Below are 17,203 nucleotides of genomic sequence, written 5' to 3'. Positions count from 1 at the left end.
CGGCCAGAGCCGCACCAAGGGTCTATCGTACGGCACGCCGATGCCGCTCGGCAATCCCGAATCCTGCGGCGGGTGCTGCCGGCCACCGCCTGGGGGTGACGGATGCGTCAGCGACCGGTGGGCGGGAACACCGGCTGGCCGTCGGGGCCCATCGGGTACGGGGTGCCGTCGGGGTAGGTCGGCCACGGCAGCAGGCCGCCGGCGCCGGGCTGCAGCTGCCCCGGGTACGGCGCGGCCTGCGGTGATGCAGGCTGCGGCGATGCAGGCCACTGTGCCTCTGCGGGGCTCGTCGCGGGTGCGGCCTGCGCCTGCACCGGCCAGTGCTGCCCCGGCCACTGCTCGGGCGGGGGGACGGCGCCGGCGGCCACCGGGCTGCGCACGTGCTCACCGCGCGCCTCCGCCTCCTGCCAGTCGAGGTTGCGGCGGTTCCAGAACAGCAGCACCGTCACCGAGGCGGCGAGCGCCGTCACGACGATCGCGGCCACGGTCGAGCGCCAGTACCACTCGCTCACCTCGATGCCGAAGGCGTCGATGGCGAAGTGCAGCGTGAGCAGCACGCCCACCAGCCCCAGCAGGCCGGCGGCGACGAGGCCCAGCACCCGGCCGAACTGCGTGCCGGAGCGCTTGCCCAGGTTGATCAGGCCCCACGCGCCGGCGGCCGCGGCGCGCACGACCAGCAGGGTCAGCAGCACGATGCCCAGCAGCTCGGCGAACAGCCAGCCCGAGCCGAAGTCGTACTCGTCGATCTCGCCCCCTGAGCGGCCGTCGCGCACCCAGATGGCGATCATCAGCAGTGCGAGCAGGTACGTGTTCGCGGCGACGCCGATCACGAGCGGGGTCGCGGAGCGGCGGGCGAGCACGAGGTCGAGCGCCAGCAGCCCCGTGAAGACGAGGAAGACCACGACCGTCCAGACCACGCGCGGCGCCTGGCTCTCGAAGTCGCCGACGAAGATCAGCACGACGGTGATGAGGGTGACGATCGCCAGCAGGCACATGCCGACGAACAGCACCGGCTGGATGCCCATGATGCGGCGCGGCGCCGTGGCGCGCGTGCCCGGTGTGCTCGCGTCGTGCTGGCTGCCGTAGGCGGTGGGCTGGTTCGTCACGGACGACCTCCTGGATCGGGTGGCCTCAGTCTCACAGCAGCACCTGGGTGCCGGTGGGGACGCGCCGACCGCCTGTGGAGAGTCAGCGCTCGGCCGCGCACTCGGCGCACAGGCCGAAGATGTCGACGGTGTGCTCGAGCTCGACGAAGCCGTGCTCGGCGGCGACCCGGCCAGCCCAGCGCTCGACAGCAGCCGCCTCGAGCTCGACCGTGCGGCCGCAGCTGCGGCAGATGAGGTGGTGGTGGTGCGTCGGGGTGCAGGCGCGGTAGAGCACCTCACCGCCGGACTGCAGCGCATCCGCCTCGCCGTCCTCGGCCAGCGCGGCGAGCGCCCGGTAGACGGTCGCGAGCCCGACGGTCGACCCGCCGGTGCGCAGCGACTGGTGCAGCGACTGCGCCGAGACGAACTCCTCGCTCGCGCTGAGCGCTTCGCGCACGGCTTCGCGCTGCCGGGTGGTGCGGCGCGGAGCGGTGTCGTCTGCGGTCATGGGGTCCTCGCCTCGATCGTGGCATGCGCAGCGGGATCGCGCTCATCGGTGGCGACGGTTCGTGCGGCGCCGCTCGGCCGCGCGCGGAGCGAGCTCAGCAGCCAGGCGAGGCCGTAGGCGGCCGCGGCGACCAGCGCGATCGCCCCGCCCGCGGCGATGTCGAGCCAGCGCGATGCCCAGAGCCCGAGCACGCCCGAGGCGACGCCGATGGCGGGGGCGAGCACGAGCATCCACCGCCAGTCGCGCACCAGCAGCCGCGCGGCCGCGGCGGGCGCGACGATCAGTGCGACGCCCAGGATGGCGCCGACGACCGGCATGATCGCCACGACAGTGCCGGCGATGACCGCGAGCGCGAGGGTCTCCGGCAGCCACGGCGCCATGCCGGCCCGGCGATAGCCCGCCTCGTCGGCGCTGGAGAAGAGCAGGTGCCGGCCCGCGAGCGCCCAGACCGCGAGCGCCGCCGCGAGCACGAGCGACGTGAGCGCGATGTCGCTGCCGGTGACGGCCAGCACCTGGCCGACCAGGAACGACTCCACGTCGATCGCGAGCGGCGTCACCGACTGCAGGAAGGCGCCGAGCGCGAATCCGGCGGTGAGCATGACGCCGGAGGCGACGGCCGGGCCCTGCGACCGGATGCGGCCGATGCCGACGGCCACCGCGATGAGCGCCGCGGCGGCGATCGCCGCGCCCAGCGGGATCGAGACGCCGAGGATGGCCGCGGCGACGGCGCCGGGGAACGTGGCGTGCGTGAGCGACATGGTGAAGAAGGCGCGCTCGCGCAGCACCACCAGCACGCCGACCACGCCGGCGAGCGCGCCGGCGAGGACGACCTCGAGCATCGCGAGCTGGAAGAAGTCGAGCGCCGCGAGATCGAGCTGCGCGGAGTCGAGCGCCGCGAGAGCGATTGGTGCGAGGCTGACCATCAGCGCACCGCCCCCTGGGCGACCGCGGGCGCGGGCGTGGCGGCGGCCCGTCGGCCGCGCAGCGCGCCGGCGCCGAGCGCCACCAGGTACCCCGTGATCATCGTGAGGGCCACCGTTGCGCCGGGGGCCGCATCCACCCCCGAGTGCGCCAGCTGCACCACGAGCCAGAGGCCGATCCAGCCGGTGACCGCGCCGAAGGCGATCGAGAGGGCGATGGCGGTCGGCAGCGAAGGGGTGAGCGCCCGCGCGGCGGCGGCGGGCACGATCACGACGGCGAGCGCCAGCAGCGTGCCGACCGAGGCGGATGCGGCGACCACGACGAGCGCGATCGCGACCGTGCCGATGATCTCGAGGGCGAGCACCGGCAGGCCCGCCCGGCGCGCGCCGGCGGCGTCGAAGGCGGCGAAGAGCTGCTGCCGGGCAGTGACCACGATGAGCGCCACCGCGATCGCGATGAGCGTGAGCGCGACGCCGAGGCCGCCCCAGGTGATGGTGAGGAGCCGGCCGAAGAAGAAGTCGGAGATGGAACCGCCGGAGCCGCGGGAGAGCGAGACGAGCACCACGCCGAAGGAGAAGAAGGTGGTCAGGACGATGGCGACGGCGGTGTCGCGCGGCTGCCCACGGCGGGAGAGGAGCGCGAGCACCACAGCGGCCGCGAGCGCCGCGCCGATCGCGCCCGGCAGCAGCCCGGCGGTGCCGCCGAGCGCCGCGCCGATCGCGAGCCCCGGGAAGACGGCGTGCGTGAGGCCGTCGGTCGAGAACTCCAGCCTGCGCAGGTGCACGAGCACGCCGACGGTGCCGGCGGCCACCGCGAGCGCGAGCAGCAGCAGCAGCGGCCGGCCGAGGAAGGGCGCGGCGAACGGGGTGAACGGGTCGACCAGCCGTGCGTGCCCGAGCAGGTGCGCGTGCCCGAGCAGGGCGGCGGTCATCGAGCCTCGTCGTGCTCGCCGGCCGGCTCGCCCAGCTGGTCGTCGGCGAAGGGGTGCCGGTGCTCGGGGAACTCGGTGGCGTGGTGCTCGGTGGTGGCGAGCGTGTGCCCGTCGATCTCCATCACGTGCGAGGCGAACGCGGCCTCGACCCGCTCGAGCGTGAGCACGCAGTCGGTGTCGTCGAAGGCGATCTGGCGCTGGTTGACCAGCAGCGTGCGGTCGCAGACGGCGCGCGCGAGCTCGAGGTCGTGGGTGGTGATGAGCAGCGCGACGCCGCGGGCCTTGAGCGTGCGGATGGTCTCGATGAGCGCATCGCGCGATGACTGGTCGAGCCCGTTGAAGGGCTCGTCGAGCAGCAGCAGGCGCGGTTCGCTCGCGAGCGCCCTGGCGAGCAGCCCGCGCTGGCGCTGGCCGCCGGAGAGGTCGCCGAAGCGAGTGCGGCGCAGCGCGGTCAGGCCGACCGCCGCGAGCGCATCCGCGACGACGGCGCGGTCGCCGCTGCCCGGCCAGCGCAGCCCGAGCCGCGGCGTGCGGCCCATCGCGACCACCTGCTCGAGCGTGACCGGGAACGCCGCATCGATGGCGCTCGACTGCGGCAGCGTGCCGATCTCGCCCTTGCCGGTCGGCACGGCGAAGCGCTCGGCCTGGTGCTGCGCGAGCCCGAGGATGCCCGCCAGCAGCGTCGACTTGCCGGCGCCGTTCGGCCCGATGAGCGCGACGGCCTCGCCGGGCTGCACCGCGAACGTGACGCCGGTCAGCACGGGCGCGCCGCCGTAGCCGAACGCGCCGCCCAGGATCTCGACGACCGGTTCGCGCTGCGCGCTCATGCCAGCGATCCCGGCACCGGCAGCGGCTCGGCGCCCCAGGCGGTGACCATCGCGGTGGTGTTGTGGATCTGCGCGTCGATGTACGTGCCCGTGTCGCTCCCGGACGCCCCCAGCGCGTCGGCGGCCAGCGCATCCGCCCCCTGTCGCAGCGCGACACTGGCCTCGCGGGCGATGGTGGCGGCGAGCTGCGGGTCGATGGCGTTCTCGCTGAAGACCACCCGGGTGCCCGTCGCGCGGATCTCGGCGACCAGCTCGTCGATGTGCGCGGCGCTCGCGTCGGCGCTCTCGTCGAGGCTCGGCAGCACGGTGCCGACCACCCGCACGTCGAAGGCGCGCTCGAGGTAGCCGAAGGTGTCGTGCGTCGTGACCACCAGGCGCTCGGCGACCGGCACCCGGTCGATCGAGCCGCGCATCCACTCATCCAGCTCGGCCAGCCGCGCGAGGTAGGTGGTGGCGGATGCGTCGATGTCGGCATCGGGGTCGGCTGCGGCCACAGCGTCGACGATGGCCTGCGCCTGCAGGGTCACGTTCGCAGGGTCGGTCCACACGTGCGGGTCGAACTCGCCGTGGTCGGGCCCCGCGTGCGGGTCGAACTCGCCGTGGTCGGGCCCCGCGTGCGGGTCGAACGCGCCGTGGTCGTGCCCCGCGTGCGGGTCGTCGCCGGCTGCGATGAGCTCGAGGCCCTCCGAGGTGTCGACGAGGGTGCCGTCGAAGCCGGATGCCTCCACCGTGTCGTCGAGCCAGGACTCGAGCCCCGCGCCGCTGACGACGAGCAGGTCGGCGCCCGCGAGCGCTGTGAGCGCGGTGGGGCCGGGGTCGAAGGCGTGCGCGGAGGCGCCCGGCTGCAGGAGGCTCGTGACCTCCGCGGCATCGCCGACCAGCTCGCGCGTCACGTCGGCGAGCTGCGTCGTGGTGGCGACGATCTGCAGCCGGTCGTCGGCCGCGCCGGCACCGCTGGCCGCGCCGGCGCATCCGGTCAGCGCGAGGGAGATGGCGCCGAGCGCGCCGAGCGCGCCGAGCGCGGGCTTGATCCGCATGGAGAGTCCTTGTCCAGCGCGACGACCTGCCGCACAGGGAAACGCTACGGCTTGTTGAGAACGATTGTCAATCTCGGTCTCCGTGGTGCGCTTCAGGTGCCGCGCGTAGGCTCCAGCCATGGCGACCATCCCCAACGGCACCCGGCAGTCGGCGATCATCGCGGCGCTCGGCGCACGACCCCACATCGACCCGCCCGCGGAGCTCGAGCGACGCATCCGCTTCCTCGTCGACTACCTCGCGGCTGCCGGCGCCAAGGGCTTCGTGCTCGGCATCTCGGGCGGCCAGGACTCCACGCTCGCCGGGCGCCTCGCGCAGCTCGCGGTCGAGCGCGTGCGCGCGGAGGGACGCGAGGCGGAGTTCGTCGCGGTGCGACTGCCGTACGGGGTGCAGGCGGATGAGGCCGACGCGCAGCTCGCCCTCGACTTCATCGGCGCCGACCGGGAGGTGACGGTCGACGTGCAGCCGGGCGTCGACCCGCTCGAGGCATCGGTGGAGGGCGCCATCGGCGAGGTGAGCGACTACCACAAGGGCAACATCAAGGCGCGGGCGCGCATGGTGGCGCAGTACGCGATCGGCGGGCAGCTGGGGCTGCTGGTGCTCGGCACCGACCACGCCGCCGAGGGCATCACCGGCTTCTACACGAAGTACGGCGACGGCGGGGCCGACCTGCTGCCGCTCGCGGGGCTGACGAAGGGGCAGGGCAAGGAACTGCTGCGCGAGCTCGGCGCCGCCGAGCGGCTGTGGCAGAAGCCGCCCACCGCCGACCTGCTCGACGGCAAGCCGGGCCAGACCGACGAGGCAGAGCTGGGGCTCGCGTACGAGCAGATCGACGCGTTCCTGCGCGGCGAGCCGGTCGCCGATGAGGTCGCGACGCAGATCATCGCCCGCTACGACCGCACCGAGCACAAGCGGCGGATGCCCGCCACGCCCGACGACGACTGGTGGCAGCCGGCGGCCGGGCCGCTCTTCGAGTAGCGCGCTGACCTGCCACCTCAGCCGTCGCTTCGGACGTACGTCGTACCGCGCTTCTGCCCCAACTGCAGGAGCTGCCCAGCGCGCACCATCCGCTTGAGCAGCGCTGACGCCTGTTCCGGGCTCAAGCCGCAGAGCTTTGCGACATCGGAGCGCGTGACTGCGCCATTCCGGTCGATGAGCTCCAACACCAGATGGGGGTGTCGGACCGCATCGATGTCCGAGATCCGGACGCCGGCCGTGCCTTCGTCGGCCATCCGATAGAAGCGGGCCGCCAGATGATAATCGCGCCGCGAACCCGAGCCGCGAACCTCGATCACACCGGCTTCGGTCATTCTCCTGACCACTCCGCGCAGTCGACTCGCGTGAGCACTGAGCATGGACTCCAAATCGACCATCGACGCAGCGCCTGCGTCCCTGAGCGCATGGACGACCTGCAGCTCGATGCGACTCAGCGGCGTGCTGCGCTCGTTATCGAGTGCAGTCACGAATCGAACGATCGCTCGATCCGGAGCGGAAGCGTCGAGCGCGACCGTCACGGATCGTTCAGCGGTTCTCGAATAGTCCGGCTCATCCCGGCCTGCGCGGAGGAGTTCCTCAAACATCACCTCCACGCCACGTCCCGCCAACTCGACGACTCCCGCTCGCTTCAACGCGCCAGCGAGCATCGCGCTGCGCGGCTGTGATGCTTCCAGCATCGAGTCGAGCGTCACACCGCGCGGCAACCCGCCGGGGCTCACCACGACGAGCTCTGTATCGGTCAGTCGCACGGAGATAGCGCCCGGCTCCAAGTAGTCGCGATGCACGAGAGCGTTCGCCACTGCTTCGCGAACCGCACGTCGATTGATCCGCGAGACCGGGAGCCGAATGAGACCCACTGTGATCTCATGCTCCTCGTTTCGCTGCTCAACCTGGTGGCCGAGCCATTCAACGAGCTCGAGCACCGTACCCGTGCGCTCTTCGTTGACGACGACCTCGGTCCCGCGCAGCACCTGGAACTGCGCACGGCTTGAAGGGAGATGCCGCTCCAGCGCGTCAGCGGTGCCGAACAGCGCGATGCCGCCGAGTGTCACGTCTTCGACGTCGCCGCGAATCCGGATCGCCCGGAGCGCGCGCGCGATGTCACGGTCACTCAGCTGGACCAGACCCGCGTCCCCTTGGGCCGCGCGAGCGAGTCGCCGGAACCGCTCGAACTCAGCGGGGTCGAGGTCCTCCCATCTGGCACCGACGACGATCCGATCCATGTAGTCGATGCCGCTCGCTGTGAGCGCGATCGACTGCAGTTCGGCAATGCCCATCGGCACGCATTCCGGTTGCCCATCGCGTCTCCGGCCTCGTCGCGTGAAGCGCCCGCCGACGCTGACCGGGATCTGGCTCGCTGGCACCGTCAGCCGGAGCACCGTCTCGCCGTCGAGCTCGTGCTCAGCGATATCGACCTGGAGGGCCGGCTCGGTCTGTCGGGCGACTTCAAGGCGAAGTCGAGAGATGTCGGTCGTGGTCATGTGCCGATCCCCGACGCCCGTGATGCGGCCGTCGTCCTCGACACCCATCAGCAGCACCCCGCCATCGCCGTTCGCAAGGCAGGCGAGCGCAATCGAAAGGTCTCGATCGCTCAGGTCACTCAGCGTGGTCGCCCGCTTGAACTCGACCGTCATCGTTTCCCCGCCGGCGATGAGTTCTCGCAGTTCGCGCTCTTCCATATCTCAGAGTATCTCATAGTTATCTCGACTATGTCGAAGTGCAGATAACTATCGAATACTGCGAGATAACCATCAGTCCAGCAGCAGCGCCGGCTCCTCCAGGATCGACGCCACGTCGGCGACGAAGCGGCTGATCACGTCGCCGTCGATCGCCCGGTGGTCGAACGAGCCGCCCACGGTCGTCACCCAGCGCGGCCGCACCTCGCCGTCGACCACCCACGGCTTCTGCCGGATCGTGCCGAGCGCGATGATGCCCGTCTCCCCCGGGTTCAGGATCGGCGTGCCGCTGTCCATCCCGAACACGCCGATGTTCGTGATCGTGATCGTGCCGTGCTGCATGTCGGCCGGCTGCGTGCGACCCTCGCGCGCCGTCGCCGTCAGCTGCTGCAGCGCGGTCGCGAGCTCGAGCAGCGTCATGTCCTGCGCGTCCTTCACGTTCGGCACCAGCAGCCCGCGCGGCGTCGCGGCGGCGATGCCGAGGTTGACGTAGTGGTGCACGACGAGCTCGTCGCCCGTGAACGTCGAGTTCACCTGCGGGTTGCGCCTGATCGCCCAGATGATGGCCTTCGCCATGATCAGCAGCGGCGAGATGCGCACGCCCTCGAAGTCGGTGGAGGCCTTCAGCCGCTGCACGAACTCCATCGTGCGCGTCGCGTCCACGTCGGTGAACACCGACACGTGCGGCGCCGTGAACGCCGAGTCGACCATGCCCTGCGCGATCACCTTGCGCACGCCCTTGACCGGGATGCGCTCCTCGCGACCGCCCGCCCACTCTGGCGCCTGCAGGTTGCGGAACACCTTCGCCTGCTTCGCCGCCTGCACCACGTCGTCGCGCGTCACCTCGCCCGCGAGCCCCGAGCCGATCACGGCCGCCAGGTCGACGCCGAGATCCTTCGCGAGCTTGCGGGTGGGCGGCTTCGCCACCACCGGGTGAGCGGATGCGGCGGGCACCGACTGCACCGTGCGCGGCTTCTTCCGCCGCGTCTCCGCTCCCCCGCGCACGCCGTAGCCGACCAGCACGGCGCCGTCGCCGTCCTCCTCCTTGTGCACGGTGTCGGCGGTGTCTGCGGCGGTCTCCACCGCATCCGCATCACCGCTCGTCACCCGGATGATCGGCGAGCCGACCTCGACGGTCTGCCCCTCCTCGACCAGCAGCGCCTCGACGGTGCCCTCGAAGGGGCTCGGCAGCTCGACGAGCGACTTGGCCGTCTCGACCTCGAGCAGCACGTCGTTGACGTGCACCATGTCGCCGGGCTTCACGCGCCAGGCGACGATCTCGGCCTCGGTCAGGCCCTCGCCCGGATCGGGCAGTCGAAACTCCTGCATCGCGCGTCCTTCCGTCAGTAGGCCATGGCGCGATCGACCGCGTCGAGCACGCGGTCGGCGTCTGGCAGGTAGATGTCCTCGAGCTGGGCGGCGGGGAAGGGCGCGTCGAAGCCCGACACGCGCAGCACCGGCGCCTCGAGCGAGTAGAAGGCGCGCTCGGCGATCGTCGCGGCCACCTCGCTGCCGACCGAGACGTGGCCGGGCGCCTCCTGCGCGACGACCACGCGGCCGGTGCGGCGCGCCGAGTCGACGAGCGGCTCCCAGTCGATGGGCGAGAGCGAGCGCAGGTCGATCACCTCGCACGAGGTGCCCTCGCGCTCGGCGATCTGCGCCGCCTGCAGCAGCACGTGCACCATGGCGCCGTGCCCGATGAGCGTGACGTCGGTGCCCGGCTGCGCGACGACCGCGCGGTGCATGCCGCCCACGCCCTCGAGGCCCGGCGCCGGCGCCGGCAGCACCTCGCCCTTCGTCCAGTACTTCGCCTTCGGCTCGAGGAAGATCACCGGGTCGTCGCTCTCGATCGCCTGCCGCAGCATCCAGTGCGCGTCGTTGGCGGTCGAGGGGCTCACCACCCGCAGGCCCGCGGTGTGCGCGAAGTAGGCCTCCGGGCTCTCCTGGTGGTGCTCGACGGCGCCGATGTGGCCGCCGTAGGGGATGCGGATCACGACGGGCATCCGCACGGCGCCGCGGTGGCGGGCCGTCATCTTCGCCAGCTGCGAGACGATCTGGTCGAAGCCCGGGTAGACGAAGCCGTCGAACTGGATCTCGATCACGGGCCGGTAGCCGCGCATCGCCAGCCCGATGGCGGTGCCGATGATGCCCGACTCGGCCAGCGGGGTGTCGAGCACGCGGTCGCCGCCGAACTCGGCGTGCAGCCCCTCGGTGATGCGGAAGACGCCGCCGAGCGGGCCGATGTCCTCGCCCATCAGCAGCACCTTCTCGTCGGCGCGCATCGCCTCGCGCAGCGCCGAGTTCAGCGCCTTCGCGATGGGCATGGTGACGGATGCGGCGGGCGCCGTCGGTGCCGCGGCCGCGGCCTGGGGTGCGGTGTCGGTCATGCGTCGCCTCCGAAGCTCGCCTCGAACTCGGCCAGCTGCCGCTTCTGCTCGGTCGTCAGCGGGTGCGGGTCGCTGTAGACGTGGTCGAAGATGTCGTCGCTGATGGCGGTGGCCGCCTCGAGCGTGCGGCGGCGCAGGTCGCCGGCGAGCTCGGTCGCCTCCTGATCCTGCTCGGCGAGCACGGCCTCGGCGACGCCCTGCTCCCGCAGGTGCGCGGCGAGCCTGGCGATGGGGTCGCGGCGGCGCCACGACTCCTCCTCGTCGCTCGTGCGGTAGCGGGTGGGGTCGTCGCTCGTGGTGTGCGCCCCCATGCGGTACGTGTCTGCCTCGATGTAGCCGGGGGCTCCCTGCCTGGCCGCGTCGAGCATCCGCCGTGTCACCGCGAAGCTCGCGAGCGGGTCGTTGCCGTCGATCCAGGCCGCGTCGAGGCCGAAGCCGCGCGCCCGCTGGTGCAGCGGGAAGCGGCTCTGGCGGGTGGAGGGCACCGAGATGGCCCACTTGTTGTTCTGCACGAAGAAGACGATCGGCGACTCGTAGCTGGCCGCGAAGACCAGGCCCTCGCTCGCATCGCCCTGGCTGGCGGCGCCGTCGCCGTAGAAGGCCATCACGGCCTCGTCGGTGCTCGCGTCGCCCGTGCCGCTCGTGCCGTCGAGCCGGATGCCCATCGCGTAGCCGGTCGCGTGCAGCGCGTGCGTGGCGATCACGAGCGAGTAGATGCGCATGCCCTGCGTCTCGAGCGGGTTCCAGCCGCCGCCGTGCTTCGCGCCGCGGAAGATGTCGATGATCTGGTCCATCGTCGCGCCGCGGTGCAGCGCGATCAGGTGCTCGCGGTAGGAGGGGAAGAGCGTGTCCTGCTCGCGCGCGGCCCAGACGGCACCGACCTGCGCGCCCTCCTGGCCGATCGACGGCACCCACAGGCCGAGCTTGCCCTGCCGCTGCAGGTGGCCGGCCTCGATGTCGAAGCGGCGGGTGCGCAGCATCTCGCCGTGCATCGCGAGCCGGTCATCGGTCGACAGCTGCGCGGCGAGCTCGTGCCAGGGCGCGTTCGCGTCCGACTCGACCAGCCGCCCCTCGGCGTCCAGGAGGCGGATGGGCTCGGTCGCCGCAGCCGTGCCCGTCACTGCGGGAGGCGTCACTGGATGGCCTGGATCGCGATCGCGGCGGCCAGGATGTGCTCGTCGGCCGCTGGCTCGCCCACCGAGACGCGGGTGCCGTCGGCGAAGACCTTGGCGACGATGCGGTTGGCCTCCAGGATGTCGTGCACCTGCTCCTCCTGCCCGGGCTTCGAGGGGATCCAGAAGAAGTTGCCGTAGGGCTTGGGCACCGGCACGCCGGCATCGACCAGGCGCTGCCAGAGGGCGTCGCGCTGATCGGCGAGCACGTCGATGCGGGCGAAGGTCTCGCCGACGTTCTCGAGCGCGGCGATGGCTGCGGAGGAGGCGAGCGCCGTCTGCGACAGCGGCACACCGGTCAGGTCGGCGGCGCGGAGGATCGCCGGGTGGCCGATCGCGTAGCCGACGCGCAGGCCCGCGAGCCCATGCGCCTTGGAGAATGTGCGCAGGACGACGAGGTTGTCGTGCTGCCGCTGCAGGGCGATGCCGTCGACCGTCGGCTCGCGCACGAACTCGATGTATGCCTCGTCGAGCATGATGAGGACATCCGCGGGAACGCGGGCGATGAAGGCGTCGAGCGCATCCTTGTCGACGATCGTGCCGGTGGGGTTGTTGGGGCTGCAGACGATGACCGCGCGGGTGCGCTCGGTGATGGCGTCGGCCATCGCGTCGAGGTCGTGCTTGTGCTCGGCGTCGACCGGCACCTCGATGGGCGTCGCGCCGCCGGTGCGGACGAACAGCGGGTAGGCGTCGAAGGAGCGCCACGCGTAGATCACCTCGTCGCCGGGGCCGGCGACGGCGTGGATGAGCTGCTGGATGAGCGTGGCCGAGCCGTCGCCGATCAGCACGCGGTCGGTGTCGACGCCGAACTCGTCGGCGAGGGCCGCCTTCAGCTCGGGCGCGCCCGGCCGCGGGTAGCGGTTGACGCGCTCCGCCTCCGCCTGCACCGCCTCGACCACCGCACGCAGCGGCGGGAAGGGGTTCTCGTTGCTGGAGAGCTTGAAGCCACCCTGCGGCGCCGGCCGTCCCTGCTGGTACGGCGGCACGGCAGCGATCTCGGGTCGAAGTCGCACAGTCACGGCCTCAGGCTATTGCGAGTCTCGCCTCTGTTGGGGGATATGGATGCCAGAATCGGCGCATGCGCTTCCTGCTCCGAGTGATCTTCACCGCGATCGCGATCTGGCTCGTCACGCTCTTCGTCAGCGGCATCCAGATCGTGTCCTACGGCGAGCAGTGGTGGCAGATCGGTCTGACGACGCTGGGCGTGGCGCTCGTGTTCGCGATCGTCAACGCGACGGTCGGCAACCTCATCCGCATCGTGGCATTCCCGCTCTACATCCTCACGCTCGGCATCGTCGCCCTGTTCGTGAACGCCTTCCTGCTCATGATCGTGCACTGGATCTCGGAGGCGATCGGCGTGGGGCTGCGGGTGGACGGGTTCTGGTGGGGGATGCTCGCCGCCGTCTGCATCGCCTTCCTCACCTGGCTGATCACGATCCTCACGCGACCGATCTTCGGCAAGGAGCGCCCGCGCGAGCGTTGAGCCCGGAGCGCTCACCCTCGCGGTGAGCGCGGAGGGCTCAAGGTCGAGTAGGTCGCGGAGCGGCCGTACCGAGACCTCCCCCGTCAACGACGCCGCAGCTGCACGCCGACGGCCGAGACCGGTTCGCCGCCTGCGGTGAGCGCCGCCATCCGCTGCGTCCACCTGTCGACCGCGAAGTCGTCGATGCCCTCGAAGGTGTCGAGGTACTCCTCCCCCGAGTGCCGCGCGAGCGGGCCGGTGCCGTGGCCGCCGGCGCTCTCGACCACGGTCGTCTGCACGCCGTCGCCGTCGGCCCAGCCGTCGAGGGCCGGCACGATGTCGCCCTCGTGGGCGACGCTGAGCACCGCGACCTCCGGTGGGATCTCGGCCGCGCCCACCGGTCCGCCCACCAGCAGCGCGTTCTCGACGCGGAACTCCCCCGAGGCGGCCACGTTCGCGACGGCGCCGGCACCCTGCGAGAAGCCGAACAGGTCGACCGCGTCGCCGGGCTCGATGCCCGCCTCCCGCATCGCCTCCGCGACCGCGGCATCGGAGCCGCGCAGCTGCTCGCCCGCCGCCCCGGTGTTCTCGAGGTTCGCGCGCATGTCGAGACCGGAGGAGCCCGAGGGCGCGATCGTCTCCGTGCCGCGCACGAACACCTGATAGCGGGTGGAGCCGTCGGGCATCGTGAACTCGGCGATCGTCACCTGCTCGTCCTGGTCGAGGATGATGCGCATCGCCTCGGCCGGCTCGGTCACCGGTCGGCTCGGCGGCGACACCGGCCGCGAGAACACCGCCTGCACGCGGCCGCCGCCGGTCAGCAGCCCTGCCCCGCCCGCGGCCGAGAGCGCCAGCAGGCCCAGCACCTCGTCGTCCCCGATCCGCGATTCGACGCTGTTCGCCAGCGGCAGCGGGATGCCGAGCAGCCCCGCGAGCGCCTCGTCGGTCGACTCGACCGCGAGCGCGAGCGCCCCGGTGAACGCCGGGTTCGCCATCAGCACCTCGCCAGCACGCTCCCAGAAGGCAGAGGTGTCCTCGAGGAAGCGCCCGAGGTTGGTGCCCGCGGCCTGCGCTCGCTGCGTGAGGCTCGCGAGCAGCTCCGGGTGCATCAGCAGCAGCTTCGCCGCCAGCGGCACCGCGACCAGCCCGATCGCCACCGCCCAGGGGGCCGCCGCGAGCGCCGCGGTGCGCACCGCAGTGCCCAGCGCGTAGGCGACGGTGCCCGCGACCCGCTCGATCAGGCCGCGCACCGCATCCGACGCCCACTCGTACGACTGGCCGGCGAGCATCGTGTGGTCGTGCAGCAGGTCGAGCTCGCCGACGAGCGCCTGTGCCGCCGCGGCACGCGCATCGAGCTCGGCCCCGCACCAGCGCAACCCGGCAGCGTTCACCCCCGGCGCGGCGGCGACGGCGAGGTCGGGCGCTGCCCGCAGCGCACGCACCGCATCCTCTGCTCGCAGGCGCGCCTCGCGCAGCTGCGCGCACGCCATGCCCGTCACCGACGGGTCCCACGCGAGCGCGCCGCCGGCGAACGATCCGCCCCCGCCGGACGCGCCACCGCCGAACGAGCCGCCCCCGCCGCCCCAGCCGCTCATATGCAGCCCTCGATCGCGAGCACCAGCATGCGCAGCTCGTGCGACTCGGCGCGCAGGCGGCCCTGCAGCGCGGCGCCGCGCGCATCGAAGGCTGCGCGCGCCGGGCCCAGCCACGCCTCCTGCCCGCGCAGCACCGCGAGCCCTCCGCCGTCCTCGAGCAGCCGGGCGGCGCGCTCCGCCGCCCGGATCGCCTCCCTCGCCTCCGCCACCGCGCTGATCCTCGCGGCCTGCGCCGCCGCCTGAACCGCCGCGGCCTGCGCGGCTGCGGCAGCCGCATCCGTCATCGTCATGACCCACCTCCTGCGGGGACGATGGCATCGGAGCGCGGATCGCCGCGCTCATGCAAGGGCGGGCTGTGGAGAGCGAGGCTTGAGCGGCGGGTCGCGATGCGGCCCCGCGGGGCTGCTCGACCAGCCGAGCCGGCTGCTCGAGCGGAGCCGGGGGCGGCTGGACCGGCGAGGGCGGCGGCGGTGCGCCAGAATGGTGTCGTGACCATCGACCGGGAGTTCGCCGATGCGACGCGCTTCCGCGTCTGCTTCGTCTGCACCGGCAACATCTGCCGCTCCCCCATGGCCGCGACCGTCTTCGAGCACCTCGCCAAGAAGCACGGCGTCGCCGACCGGCTGCTGGTCGCCAGCGCCGGCATCAGCGAGTACCACGTGGGCGAGACCGCTGACCCGCGCACGCTCACCGCGCTCACCGACGCCGGCTACGAGGCGAGCGCCCACCGCGCCAAGCAGTTCAGCGCCCAGTGGCTCGACGCGTTCGACCTCGTGATCGCCTTCGACCGCGGTCAGGAGCGGGCGCTGCGCTCGCTCGCCCGCACCGACGAGCAGCACTCGAAGATCCGGCTGCTGCTCTCGTTCGACCCCGACGCGACGGGCCAGGACGTGCCAGACCCCTACTACTCGGAGGACGCGTTCTTCGGCACCGTCCTGCACCAGATCGAGACCGCCGTCGGCAGGCTGTTCCGCCAGATCCAGCCCGCCATGCGCCCCTGAAGGAGCCCCATGCCCCTGCCCATCCAGCCCCTCTCGCCGCTCGACGGCCGCTACCGGCGGCAGACCTCGGGCCTCGCCGAGCACCTCTCGGAGGCCGGTCTCAACCGTGCGCGCGTGCACGTCGAGGTGGAGTGGCTGCTGTGGGTCGCCGAGCACGGCCTGTTCGGCGCGAGCCCGGTCGACGACGGTGAAGCGGATGCGCTGCGGCAGTGGGCGCGCGAGTTCGGCCAGGAGCAGATCGACTGGCTCGCCGAGAAGGAGGCGGTCACCCGCCACGACGTGAAGGCCGTCGAGTACCTCGTGCGCGACCGGCTCGAGCAGCAGGGGCTCGGCCGGCTCGCGGAGGCCGTGCACATCGCCTGCACGAGCGAGGACATCAACAACCTCTCCTACGCGCTCACGATCAAGGCGGCGGTCGCGGAGGTCTGGATGCCCGCCTTCCGCGGTGTCATCGACCGGCTGCGCGAGCTGGCCCTCGAGCAGCGCGACCGTCCGATGCTCTCGCTCACGCACGGCCAGCCGGCCACCCCGACGACGCTCGGCAAGGAGCTCGCCGTCGTCGCCTGGCGGCTCGAGCGGCAGGCGACGCGCATCGAGCAGGTCGAGGTGCTCGGCAAGTTCGCGGGCGCCACCGGCACCTTCTCGGCCCACGTCGTGGCCGAGCCCGGCGCCGACTGGCCGGCCACCGCATCCGCCTTCGTGGAGCACTTGGGCCTCACCTGGAACCCGCTGACGACGCAGATCGAGTCGCACGACTGGCAGGCCGAGCTCTTCGGCGCGATCTCGCACGCCGGCCGCATCCTGCACAACCTGGCGACCGACGTGTGGACGTACATCATGCTCGGCACGTTCACGCAGATCCCGGTCGCGGGTGCGACGGGCTCGTCGACCATGCCGCACAAGATCAACCCGATCCGCTTCGAGAACGCCGAGGCCAACCTCGAGATCGCCTCGGCGCTGCTCGAGTCGCTCTCGGCGACGCTCGTCACCAGCCGGCTGCAGCGCGACCTGACCGACTCGTCGACGCAGCGCAACATCGGCGTCGCGCTCGGGCACTCGCTGCTCGCGCTCGACAACCTGACGCGCGGGCTGTCGGAGATCGCGGTGTCGGATGCGTCCCTCGACGCCGCGCTCGAGGGCAACTGGGAGGTGCTGGCCGAGGCCATTCAGACGGTGATCCGCGCCGAGGTGCTCGCCGGCAGCTCGTCGATCGCCGACCCCTACGCGCAGCTCAAGGAGCTGACGCGCGGGCAGAAGGTGGGCCAGGCAGAGCTCGTCGCCTTCGTCGACGGGCTCGACATCTCGGATGCGGCCAAGGAGCGCCTGCGCCGCCTCACCCCGCACACGTACACGGGCGTCGCCTCGCAGCTGGTCGACAGGCTGCCGTAGCGGCCGCTCGCCGCCGGCACCCCGGCGGCCCGTCGGCGCGAGCCATGGGCACGGCCCGTCGGCGCGGCCCGTCGGCGCGGCCGAGCGGCCCGGCCCATCGGTGCGGCCCATCGGCCTGGCCCATCGGCACCGGCCGAACACCGGTACCAAGTTGCCGCTCCAGCTCGCGCCGACGGGCCGCCGGGGTGCCGGCGGCGAGCGGCCGCTACGGCAGCCTG

The 17,203-nt window shown here is 72.3% G+C and carries 17 protein-coding genes; 4 read left to right on the top strand and 13 right to left on the bottom strand.

Features of this window, described 5'->3' with window-relative positions; translation table 11 throughout:
• Positions 1 to 107: 107 nt before the first annotated feature.
• The 6 genes from J1M46_RS12050 to J1M46_RS12025 form a co-directional block, all read right to left on the bottom strand.
• On the bottom strand, positions 108 to 1,106 hold the full coding sequence (locus tag J1M46_RS12050; RefSeq protein ID WP_206448019.1) for a hypothetical protein: 999 nt from the start codon (positions 1,104 to 1,106) through the stop codon (positions 108 to 110).
• 82 nt (positions 1,107 to 1,188) lie between these two features.
• Positions 1,189 to 1,593: a Fur family transcriptional regulator gene (locus tag J1M46_RS12045; RefSeq protein ID WP_206448018.1), complete on the bottom strand. Its 405-nt coding sequence runs from the start codon at positions 1,591 to 1,593 to the stop codon at positions 1,189 to 1,191.
• Positions 1,590 to 2,516 carry a metal ABC transporter permease gene (locus J1M46_RS12040; RefSeq protein WP_206448017.1) on the bottom strand — a complete coding sequence of 309 codons (927 nt, stop codon included), beginning with the start codon at positions 2,514 to 2,516 and terminating at the stop codon, positions 1,590 to 1,592. Before J1M46_RS12040 ends, J1M46_RS12045 begins: the two co-directional genes overlap by 4 nt.
• A complete protein-coding gene (locus tag J1M46_RS12035) occupies positions 2,516 to 3,445 on the bottom strand; it encodes a metal ABC transporter permease (protein WP_206448016.1) in 930 nt (309 codons plus the stop codon). Before J1M46_RS12035 ends, J1M46_RS12040 begins: the two co-directional genes overlap by 1 nt.
• Positions 3,442 to 4,272, bottom strand: coding sequence for a metal ABC transporter ATP-binding protein (locus J1M46_RS12030; RefSeq protein ID WP_206448015.1), 831 nt, complete (start codon positions 4,270 to 4,272; stop codon positions 3,442 to 3,444). Before J1M46_RS12030 ends, J1M46_RS12035 begins: the two co-directional genes overlap by 4 nt.
• Positions 4,269 to 5,309: a metal ABC transporter substrate-binding protein gene (locus J1M46_RS12025; RefSeq protein ID WP_206448014.1), complete on the bottom strand. Its 1,041-nt coding sequence runs from the start codon at positions 5,307 to 5,309 to the stop codon at positions 4,269 to 4,271. The genes J1M46_RS12030 and J1M46_RS12025 overlap by 4 nt, the downstream gene beginning before the upstream one ends.
• Positions 5,310 to 5,427: 118 nt before the next feature.
• Between J1M46_RS12025 and nadE the strand changes: the two genes are divergently transcribed.
• Complete coding sequence (gene nadE / locus J1M46_RS12020) at positions 5,428 to 6,285, top strand: ammonia-dependent NAD(+) synthetase (protein ID WP_206448013.1); 858 nt, start codon at positions 5,428 to 5,430, stop codon at positions 6,283 to 6,285.
• A gap of 17 nt (positions 6,286 to 6,302) precedes the next feature.
• Here nadE and J1M46_RS12015 read toward each other — a convergent pair whose 3' ends face one another.
• The 5 genes from J1M46_RS12015 to J1M46_RS11995 form a co-directional block, all read right to left on the bottom strand.
• Positions 6,303 to 7,982, bottom strand: a complete 1,680-nt coding sequence (locus tag J1M46_RS12015; RefSeq protein ID WP_206448012.1) for an RNA-binding domain-containing protein — start codon at positions 7,980 to 7,982, stop codon at positions 6,303 to 6,305.
• A 72-nt stretch (positions 7,983 to 8,054) separates the two neighbouring features.
• Complete coding sequence (locus J1M46_RS12010) at positions 8,055 to 9,308, bottom strand: dihydrolipoamide acetyltransferase family protein (protein WP_206448011.1); 1,254 nt, start codon at positions 9,306 to 9,308, stop codon at positions 8,055 to 8,057.
• A 14-nt stretch (positions 9,309 to 9,322) separates the two neighbouring features.
• The gene (locus J1M46_RS12005; protein WP_241249109.1) at positions 9,323 to 10,366 is read right to left on the bottom strand and encodes an alpha-ketoacid dehydrogenase subunit beta; all 1,044 of its coding nucleotides are present in this window, start codon (positions 10,364 to 10,366) and stop codon (positions 9,323 to 9,325) included.
• Positions 10,363 to 11,502, bottom strand: a complete 1,140-nt coding sequence (locus J1M46_RS12000) for a thiamine pyrophosphate-dependent enzyme (protein WP_342384373.1) — start codon at positions 11,500 to 11,502, stop codon at positions 10,363 to 10,365. The genes J1M46_RS12005 and J1M46_RS12000 overlap by 4 nt, the downstream gene beginning before the upstream one ends.
• Positions 11,499 to 12,557 (bottom strand): histidinol-phosphate transaminase, encoded by a 1,059-nt coding sequence (locus J1M46_RS11995; protein WP_206448010.1) that lies wholly within the window; start codon positions 12,555 to 12,557, stop codon positions 11,499 to 11,501. The genes J1M46_RS12000 and J1M46_RS11995 overlap by 4 nt, the downstream gene beginning before the upstream one ends.
• 59 nt (positions 12,558 to 12,616) lie before the next feature.
• Between J1M46_RS11995 and J1M46_RS11990 the strand changes: the two genes are divergently transcribed.
• The gene (locus J1M46_RS11990) at positions 12,617 to 13,021 is read left to right on the top strand and encodes a phage holin family protein (RefSeq protein WP_206448009.1); all 405 of its coding nucleotides are present in this window, start codon (positions 12,617 to 12,619) and stop codon (positions 13,019 to 13,021) included.
• 83 nt (positions 13,022 to 13,104) lie between these two features.
• Here J1M46_RS11990 and J1M46_RS11985 read toward each other — a convergent pair whose 3' ends face one another.
• Together J1M46_RS11985 and J1M46_RS11980 are read right to left on the bottom strand one after the other, a co-directional pair.
• Entirely contained in the window at positions 13,105 to 14,595 is a 1,491-nt protein-coding gene (locus tag J1M46_RS11985) for a hypothetical protein (RefSeq protein ID WP_206448008.1), read from the bottom strand.
• Positions 14,592 to 14,885, bottom strand: a complete 294-nt coding sequence (locus tag J1M46_RS11980) for a hypothetical protein (protein WP_206448007.1) — start codon at positions 14,883 to 14,885, stop codon at positions 14,592 to 14,594. The genes J1M46_RS11985 and J1M46_RS11980 overlap by 4 nt, the downstream gene beginning before the upstream one ends.
• A gap of 198 nt (positions 14,886 to 15,083) precedes the next feature.
• Between J1M46_RS11980 and J1M46_RS11975 the strand changes: the two genes are divergently transcribed.
• Both J1M46_RS11975 and purB read left to right on the top strand, forming a co-directional pair.
• Positions 15,084 to 15,596: a low molecular weight protein-tyrosine-phosphatase gene (locus J1M46_RS11975; RefSeq protein WP_342384372.1), complete on the top strand. Its 513-nt coding sequence runs from the start codon at positions 15,084 to 15,086 to the stop codon at positions 15,594 to 15,596.
• Between the two features lie 9 nt (positions 15,597 to 15,605).
• On the top strand, positions 15,606 to 16,985 hold the full coding sequence (gene purB / locus J1M46_RS11970; RefSeq protein WP_206448005.1) for an adenylosuccinate lyase: 1,380 nt from the start codon (positions 15,606 to 15,608) through the stop codon (positions 16,983 to 16,985).
• Positions 16,986 to 17,203 lie beyond the last annotated feature (218 nt).

This window comes from Agrococcus sp. KRD186 (assembly GCF_017168255.1).
GTDB lineage: Bacteria > Actinomycetota > Actinomycetes > Actinomycetales > Microbacteriaceae > Agrococcus.
This window is presented reverse-complemented; position numbering and strand designations above follow the sequence as displayed.